The sequence below is a fragment of the Roseibium sediminis genome (assembly GCF_008711325.1).
GTDB lineage: Bacteria > Pseudomonadota > Alphaproteobacteria > Rhizobiales > Stappiaceae > Roseibium > Roseibium sediminis.
This window is the reverse complement of record NZ_VXDB01000056.1, coordinates 1-7,155: the sequence shown is the minus strand read 5'-3', so window position 1 is coordinate 7,155 and position 7,155 is coordinate 1. Positions and strand designations below refer to the sequence as shown.

Annotated in this window: 8 protein-coding genes; 2 read left to right on the top strand and 6 right to left on the bottom strand. The window is 54.3% G+C overall.

Translation table 11 applies throughout. The annotated features are described in order from the left end of the window. Window positions 1–298: 298 nt before the first annotated feature. Both msrA and msrB read right to left on the bottom strand, forming a co-directional pair. Window positions 299–805 carry a peptide-methionine (S)-S-oxide reductase MsrA gene (msrA, locus tag F0155_RS22840; RefSeq protein WP_150526884.1) on the bottom strand — a complete coding sequence of 169 codons (507 nt, stop codon included), beginning with the start codon at window positions 803–805 and terminating at the stop codon, window positions 299–301. Then, window positions 802–1,248: a peptide-methionine (R)-S-oxide reductase MsrB gene (gene msrB / locus F0155_RS22835; RefSeq protein WP_150526883.1), complete on the bottom strand. Its 447-nt coding sequence runs from the start codon at window positions 1,246–1,248 to the stop codon at window positions 802–804. The genes msrA and msrB overlap by 4 nt, the downstream gene beginning before the upstream one ends. A 522-nt stretch (window positions 1,249–1,770) precedes the next feature. On the opposite strand from msrB, the gene F0155_RS22830 reads away from it, so the two are divergent. After that, the gene (locus tag F0155_RS22830) at window positions 1,771–3,369 is read left to right on the top strand and encodes a GGDEF domain-containing protein (protein ID WP_161599886.1); all 1,599 of its coding nucleotides are present in this window, start codon (window positions 1,771–1,773) and stop codon (window positions 3,367–3,369) included. Window positions 3,370–3,413: 44 nt separating this feature from the next. Here F0155_RS22830 and F0155_RS22825 read toward each other — a convergent pair whose 3' ends face one another. The 3 genes from F0155_RS22825 to F0155_RS22815 form a co-directional block, all read right to left on the bottom strand. Beyond that, a complete protein-coding gene (locus F0155_RS22825) occupies window positions 3,414–3,935 on the bottom strand; it encodes a CoA-binding protein (RefSeq protein WP_150526881.1) in 522 nt (173 codons plus the stop codon). Window positions 3,936–4,039: 104 nt separating this feature from the next. Beyond that, window positions 4,040–4,753 (bottom strand): DNA helicase, encoded by a 714-nt coding sequence (locus tag F0155_RS22820; RefSeq protein WP_150526880.1) that lies wholly within the window; start codon window positions 4,751–4,753, stop codon window positions 4,040–4,042. Between the two features lie 181 nt (window positions 4,754–4,934). Then, entirely contained in the window at window positions 4,935–5,759 is an 825-nt protein-coding gene (locus tag F0155_RS22815) for an enoyl-CoA hydratase (protein ID WP_150526879.1), read from the bottom strand. Between the two features lie 141 nt (window positions 5,760–5,900). On the opposite strand from F0155_RS22815, the gene F0155_RS22810 reads away from it, so the two are divergent. Further along, the gene (locus tag F0155_RS22810; RefSeq protein WP_150526878.1) at window positions 5,901–6,326 is read left to right on the top strand and encodes a PaaI family thioesterase; all 426 of its coding nucleotides are present in this window, start codon (window positions 5,901–5,903) and stop codon (window positions 6,324–6,326) included. Between the two features lie 6 nt (window positions 6,327–6,332). On the opposite strand, the gene F0155_RS22805 is transcribed toward F0155_RS22810, so the two are convergent. Continuing rightward, complete coding sequence (locus tag F0155_RS22805) at window positions 6,333–6,983, bottom strand: hypothetical protein (protein WP_150526877.1); 651 nt, start codon at window positions 6,981–6,983, stop codon at window positions 6,333–6,335. Between the last annotated feature and the right edge of the window lie 172 nt (window positions 6,984–7,155).

Genomic DNA, 7,155 nt, shown 5'->3' with positions numbered 1-7,155 from the left:
GCTGCTCCTAAAAGGCCAAGCCAAAATCATTGGGTTTTTGCGGGTGTCCAGCTGGCGACGCGAAGCTCGGGTGCGGTTTGATGGAGGGAACCGAATTGCATGGCATTCTCCTTTAAGTATTGCGTCGACCAGGCGATCCGGACCAAGGCAACGAGCCGTCCGAATGGCTTCTTGCCTTGTCCAGTTGACATCAATGCCGACGCAGGAAAGCAGTGCGGGCGACTTGTTCAAGCCGCCCGCCTGACGCGACCTTGCCGCGCCTTGGATCAAAGTTCCGGGTCGAAATTCCGATTACGGCTTATTCGGCGGCTTCCCGTTTGGGCAGAACCCAGTCTGGCCTCGGGAAGTGACATGTATACCCGGTCGGATAGCGTTCCAGATAATCCTGATGCTCCGGCTCGGCTTCCCAGAAGTCGCTGACCGGCTCGACTTCGGTCACGACCTTGCCCGGCCACAGGCCTGAGGCATCAACGTCCGCGATCGTATCGAGAGCGATGCTTTTCTGGTCTTCGTTCTCGTAGTAGATCGCGGAGCGATAGGATTTGCCCCGGTCGTTGCCCTGACGATCCTTCGTGGTCGGGTCGTGGATCTGGAAGAAGAATTCCAGAAGGGCGCGATAGCTGGTCTTTTCCGGATCGAAGATGATCTCGATGCCTTCGGCGTGGGTGCCATGATTGCGATAGGTCGCATTTGGTACATCGCCGCCAGTATAGCCAACGCGGGTCTTCACGACGCCCGGGAGTTTGCGGATCAGGTCCTGCATGCCCCAGAAGCATCCACCTGCAAGTACAGCACGTTCAGTCATCCGATGTCCTCCACTTGGTCGATGTAGTCGCCATAGCCTTCTGCTTCCATCTCATCCCGGTGGATGAAGCGAAGCGAGGCCGAGTTGATGCAATAGCGCAGGCCGCCACGATCCTGCGGGCCGTCCGGGAACACGTGTCCCAGATGACTGTCGCCATGGAGCGAGCGCACTTCGGTGCGGATCATTCCATGCGTCATGTCCCGGTGCTCGGTCACATGGTCATGAATAATCGGTTTTGTGAAGCTCGGCCAACCGCAGCCGCTGTCGAATTTGTCGGACGAGGCAAAGAGGGGCTCTCCCGACACGATGTCTACGTAGATGCCGGGTTCCTTGTTATCCGTGTATTCACCTGTGTACGGGCGTTCGGTACCATTCTTTTGAGTGACCCGGAACTGCTCACTGGTCAGCCGTTGAATGGCTTCTTCGGTTTTCTGGTACTTCATGAAGGTTTCCTGACCCAAAGTGGTGCAGTTCCTTAGATGGTGCGAAGTTTCGCAAATTTCAAATAATTCGTGCTTATCAATCTCAATGGTAATGTTGCCAATGGGTTAGTCATTGATTGGAGGGTACTTCCAACCTTTTCAGAAACGACTGGTTCACGCCGTTGGTAGTGCTCGTGACAAAATGGCAATATAGAATTGGGGAAATACAAGCGTATAAGTTGAATTTACTTTTTCGCAAAAATTTTAGTTGTTTTTTCTGCCTGAAAGTACGCGAAATTAATCGCGGTTTGTTACTTTTTAATGACGCAAATGCACGCAGAAGTTATCCTGCGGGTGTGGTTTTCCTGTGGCGTTGGCGAGAGTGGGGGCTGAGCTGAAGGTGGTGGATAAAAAAGCGGGGGACCTCTCTGCGAATGGAATGTTCGGCGTGCGCGAGATCTGGCTCCTTTGCGGTGCATGGTGTCTCGCTGTTTTCATCGGTTTTGCCGTGCTCGGGCGAAGTTCCGCAATTGGAGGGTTGTTTTGCCTTTAACCAATCCGTTTGCTCACGAGAAGCAGTTTGATGACCGTCTTGCGACCTATCGGCGAAGCGCCGATCACATCATGGTCGGCACAAATGTGTTTCTGTTTCTCATCTGCCTGCCGTTCTCCTGGTATTCCGGGGAGTGGCTGCCGACATTCTTGATCGGGCTCCCCACACTTTTGCTGTCAATTTTTCTCGCTCATGGCGCCAACGGACAACTGGTAACGCGGCTCTTTATGGGGTGCGCGTTCATGACTTTTACCGGGCTGTATATTCATTTGTCCGGTGGGGATATCGAGGCACATTTCTCAGCCTTTGGCCTGATTGGCATCCTTCTTTATTATCGTGACTGGAGAGTGATCGTCGCTGCGACGGTCTTCATCTATTTTCACCATCTGATCGTCGGCTTGAGCCAGACATTTGGCATGCCGGTCTTTGTGTTCGACAATCCGTTGTTCTGGACCACGTTCCTCCTTCATGTCGCTTATTTCCTGCCCTTTGTCGGCATGATGGGATACCTTGCGATCGCATTCCGGCGCGAGGGTTATCAGAACCAGCTGGTTATCGAGATGGCGAACAAGGTGGCGCAGGGTGACCTGCGGCCCAAGGTTGCGCCCGAAGTAAATTATCTTACCAATCATGGTCTGCTTGGCGCAGTGACTACCATGCACAGCCGGATCCTTCAGTTGCTGTCCGTTATTCCGGCTCCGGTGATCGTTGTGAGAAAGACTGATCACGTCGTTGTGAATGTGAACAGTGCCTGGGCAAATGACTTCAACATCGACCCCAATCCGGATGCGATCATTGATCGGCCCTTGAGCGAATTGATGTCTCCCGGCAACTACAACAAGGTGAGCGAATTTCTGAACAAGGACGCTTCCCAAGCTTTTCCGGTTACGCTGGAGTTTGACTGGCGCCAGTCGGAGGAGCGGGAGCGCCGGGTAGAGTTGCGCAAGATTGCCTACAAGACGGAACTGGCGGATCTGGAGATTGTTGTCGGAAATGACGTGACCGAACAATTCAATGCCGAGAACCAGCTTCGCGAGATCGCATATACGGACGTTCTGACCAATGCAGCCAACCGGGCTTCCCTGCATATCAAGCTGGATGAAGCCCGATCCCGATTGAAAGAGGACTACAAACCCTTCGCGGTGCTTCTGTTTGACCTCGACGGGTTCAAGGAAGTAAACGACGACCACGGTCATGATGCAGGCGATCTGGTTCTGAAAACGGTCGTGAAGCGTATGATGTCCACGCTTGAGCGCCGAGCGTTCGTTGCGCGGCTGGGTGGCGACGAGTTTGTTGTTCTTCTCGATGATACCGACAGCAGTGAGCATTGTCAGAAATACGCCGAATACCTGATCCGCCAGATTGAGATCCCGGTTACGCTCCAATCAAGGGAAAATGTTTCCGTGTCCGCTAGCGCGGGCATCAAGATATGCGCGGCTTTTGAAAGCGAATTGACTTCGGAAGACGTGTTGAAATCCGCTGATATCGCCCTCTATGGGGCAAAAGCTGCCGGCAAGGGGCGTGCGATCCTCCATCATGACGAAATGGGGCAGCCCAGAACGCTGAGACTGGTCTTCCCGGCAAGTTGAGCGGTTGTGATCCGGACTTTCGACTTGTCCGTCTGTCCGACTGACTATTTGTCCCGCAGACCCCGGTGCTGGAACCCGGCCTTGAGGGTCGGTCGCTTTGAGGAGACCATTCGGGAGTTTACGCCCGCCCACCCGATTTCGCCGGACAGGCGGCCATATTCAATCTTGGGACAGCGGTCCATCACCACCTTGATGCCAGCGTCTTCGGCGCGCCGGGCGGCTTCATCATGGCGAACCGTCAGCTGCATCCAGATCACTTTCGGCAATTTTCCGGAGGCGATAATGTCGTCCACGATTTGCGCTGCCGCTTCCGAATTGCGGAAGACATCCACCATGTCGGGTGTGTCGGGCAGATCGCCCAGCGAGGCATAGACCTTCTGGCCAAGGATTTCGTTGCCTGCCTGACCGGGGTTGATCGGCCAGACGTCATAGCCCTTGGACAGCATGTATTTCAGGACAAAATAGGATGGGCGCACATTGTTCGCGCTGGCGCCGATCATTGCGACCGTCTTCACACCATCAAGAATGTCGCGAATGTAGCTGTCTGAATAGCTGCCGTGGTTCATTTGTTCTTGCGCCAACCCGCTTTTCACTGAATGGTCTTGGACCACGTTTTAGGATGTAGGCTGGTTTGTCGCAAGCCAGCCTTAGATGTGTTTGGTGTGCAGTTTCAATCCAGTTGCTGAATTCGAACCTCGCCCTCGTGAAGGAAACAACCTGTTTCAAACAAACCTAAATTCAGAGGGTTGGGTAGACGGATGTCTTCTGGTCCTGGGTGACGATCCATTGAAGTTTCGAACTTGCGGTCGATTTGCGAAATCAAGACGACAGTCATGCGGCTCCCTTGGGCCCATTTCTTCAATGCCTTCAGTTGGTGATTTAGCGGTGGTTTGTATCTTTGTTGGTCGAGGAGCTGCAAGTAATCGACGACGACGATGCTATCGGTCGGAGCTGAAAAACAAGTCTGTATGATATGGTCCGCGCAAATGTCGTCGGACGTATCCAGTATGAAATCCTCTCCGAGCGAAACGGGATTGACACCTAGCGTTTTCAAACGTTGCAAAACATCTGCTGGTGTGTATTCCAATGTGAAGAAATATCCGCGCCGCCCACCTTCAATCGCGGCGAGTAGCAGTTCCAAACCCAGCAACGTTTTTCCATGGCCGGGCCGCGCCGCGAGCAGGTGGAGGCCACCGTTGGTCAACTGGCTCAAAAGATATTTGGGTGAGGCTATGCTTTCGTGCCATTCGGCGAGCTGGCTCCAGCTTCTGAAACCTTCGTTCTGGGCAATTTGGTCTAGCGCTGAATGAAGCGGAATCCGTGCCTCTCTGGCATATTTCCGGGCCAACCGCTTCAATCGAAATATCGGAATGGTCAATGTCATGACTGAACCTTGGTTTCAGGCATTGAACGCAGTCCCTCCTTATGCGTTAGCCTTTCAAGGTCAATCAAGATATCGAGCCCTGCATGTCGTTTGCTGCCCCAATTGTTGGAGGGGGGAGGCCCGAGCGGAAGGCCTTCTGGGATCATAAACCAAGCTTGCTGCGATTCTCAATCTCAGACAGTCAGCTATCGGTCCATTCCGGCTTGCGCTTTTGCAGGAAGGCGTTGATGCCTTCTTCGGCGTCGTGGGCCAGCATGTTTTCCACCATCACATTGGCGGCATAGCCATAGGCCTCGGAAAGCGGCATCTCGAGCTGGCGGTAGAACGCCTCCTTGCCGACCTTCAGCGTGTGCGCGGATTTCGAGGCGATGCTCTCGGCGTATTTCTGGACAACCTGTTCCAGATAATCGCGCGGGATGATGCGGTTGATCAGGCCAAAATCCTTGGCGGTGGATGCGTCGATGCTCTCGCCGGTCAGAAGCATTTCCATGGCCTGTTTGCGCGTGGCATTGCGAGAGAGCGCGACCATTGGCGTGGAGCAGAACAGGCCGATATTCACACCCGGCGTGCAGAATGTGGCCGTGTCCGTTGCTAGAGCGAGGTCGCAAGATGCGACGAGCTGGCAGCCTGCGGCTGTTGCGACACCTGTCACGACGGCGATGACCGGCTTGGGATGGCGGACGATCTGCTGCATCAGGTCAGAGCACTGGCGCATGATCCGCTCATAGGTGGCGCGGCCGCCATCGGCTTCCGCACGTGCCGCCGTCAGTTCCTTCAGATCATGCCCGGCACAGAAGACCTTGCCTTCCGCGCCCAGCAGGATAACCCGCACGTCCGGGTTCTCTGCCGCGCCTGACAGCTCGTTGCTCAGCGCTGTCATCATTTCAGAGGACAGGGCATTCATCTTTTCCGGTCGCTGCATCACGATCCGCAAAACGCCCTGATGAAGCAGGGTGCCGAGCATCGGCTTGTCAGTGGGATGGGCGGTGGCTGCTGCGTCGGACATGGAACCTTCCTGAAAATCTTTGTTGAAGGCTTTCTAACAGATGAGCGAGGGAAGGGGGAGGGTTGATCCGCATGTTCCCTCTTGCCCTTCCATTGTTTTGACGTTTACGTAAAAGGGATTGAGGGTTCGGGAGGGAAATGAATGCAGCCGGTCATGACGGGTGAGGAGGTGATGAGCCTTCTGGACAAGGTGTTCCCGCAAATCCATCAGGATGGCCGGGTTCACGAAATCCTCTCGATATCCTCCGGAACAGCGGTCATGCGGTTCACAGCCAACGAGCGCCATCTGCGCCCCGGTGGAACCGTGTCCGGCCCGGCGCTGATGACCCTTGTCGATTTCGCAGCCTATGTGGTTATCCTTGGACATATCGGCCCGCAAGCGCTGGCCGTGACGACCAATCTCAATATCAACTTCCTCAGAAAACCCGAGCCGGGACCGTTGATCGCAACTTGCCGCCTGATCAAGCTCGGCAAGCGGCTTGCCGTTGTGGAATGCGGGATTACGGGCGAGGGGCATGACGACCTTGTTGCCCATGCCACGGCCACTTACTCCATCCCTCCGAGGTAGTTGGTTCTAAAAACTTCGTTTGGCGTCTGCGCACAGGTCTTTCACCAGTCGGATCGTCGCATGTTCGAACAGGGCTTGCACCTGCTCGCTGGTCCAAATCGAAGCTAGGCCCATCGCAGCTGCGGCGGTTCTCAAAGGAATCTTTCCACCGGCCCGACCAACCAGATACCAACTGGGTTTTTCAGTCAGTTTTCGTTCCGCTAGTACCTCATGGCTCTCTAGGGAAACCAGGTAGCCTTGTAAGGTGATTGACGGCCTGAACGGAACGAGGAGATCAAAATCAACTATCGGTGCAGGGACATTGAGGACGGACCCACCTCGAAGATCGGTGATTGCAATATGCAATATACAGTCATGTTTGCCGTGTTCATGTACTGAGTTGAAAATAGGCCTCGAAAGTAGGGTCGAAATTTGGCTCCGGAGATCTTGCTGTAAGCGCGTTCCAGTCAGAAAAACCCCCTCATGTGCGCATAGAAGAAGCCCAAGCAGATTGTTGTCGAAGCGCACTTCGACATCTCCAATATGAAGCTGTGGGCTGGTTTTCTTTTTCCAAAACAGAAAAGACATAGGTTGCCAAAAATGCCTCGAACACTTGGGTGTGTGAAATGTAAGTTGCTTGGGTTCAGTTTTCCACTCGGAAACAAAAGGATCTAGCAAGCTGCTCCTCCCGCAGATGTGACTGGTCCGAAGGGGGAAAGCGCGCCAGATAATGGCGTATGAATAGAGGTGCTTTTTTCCGATTTGTCGTTGGCCTTTGCTGCCTGTCCGGTGTGATCGAGCTATGACTGAATCTGGTGTTTGTGGGATTTGAATGACGGCGGTGCATCTG

What these genes read in the sequence shown, in the direction of transcription:
- msrB (WP_150526883.1), bottom strand. Translation starts at nt 1,248, where the DNA reads ATGAAGTACCAGAAAACCGAAGAAGCCATTCAACGGCTGACCAGTGAG.
- F0155_RS22815 (WP_150526879.1), bottom strand. Translation starts at nt 5,759, where the DNA reads ATGTCCGACGCAGCAGCCACCGCCCATCCCACTGACAAGCCGATGCTC.
- F0155_RS22820 (WP_150526880.1), bottom strand. Translation starts at nt 4,753, where the DNA reads ATGACATTGACCATTCCGATATTTCGATTGAAGCGGTTGGCCCGGAAA.
- F0155_RS22810 (WP_150526878.1), top strand. Translation starts at nt 5,901, where the DNA reads ATGCAGCCGGTCATGACGGGTGAGGAGGTGATGAGCCTTCTGGACAAG.
- msrA (WP_150526884.1), bottom strand. Translation starts at nt 805, where the DNA reads ATGACTGAACGTGCTGTACTTGCAGGTGGATGCTTCTGGGGCATGCAG.
- F0155_RS22825 (WP_150526881.1), bottom strand. Translation starts at nt 3,935, where the DNA reads ATGAACCACGGCAGCTATTCAGACAGCTACATTCGCGACATTCTTGAT.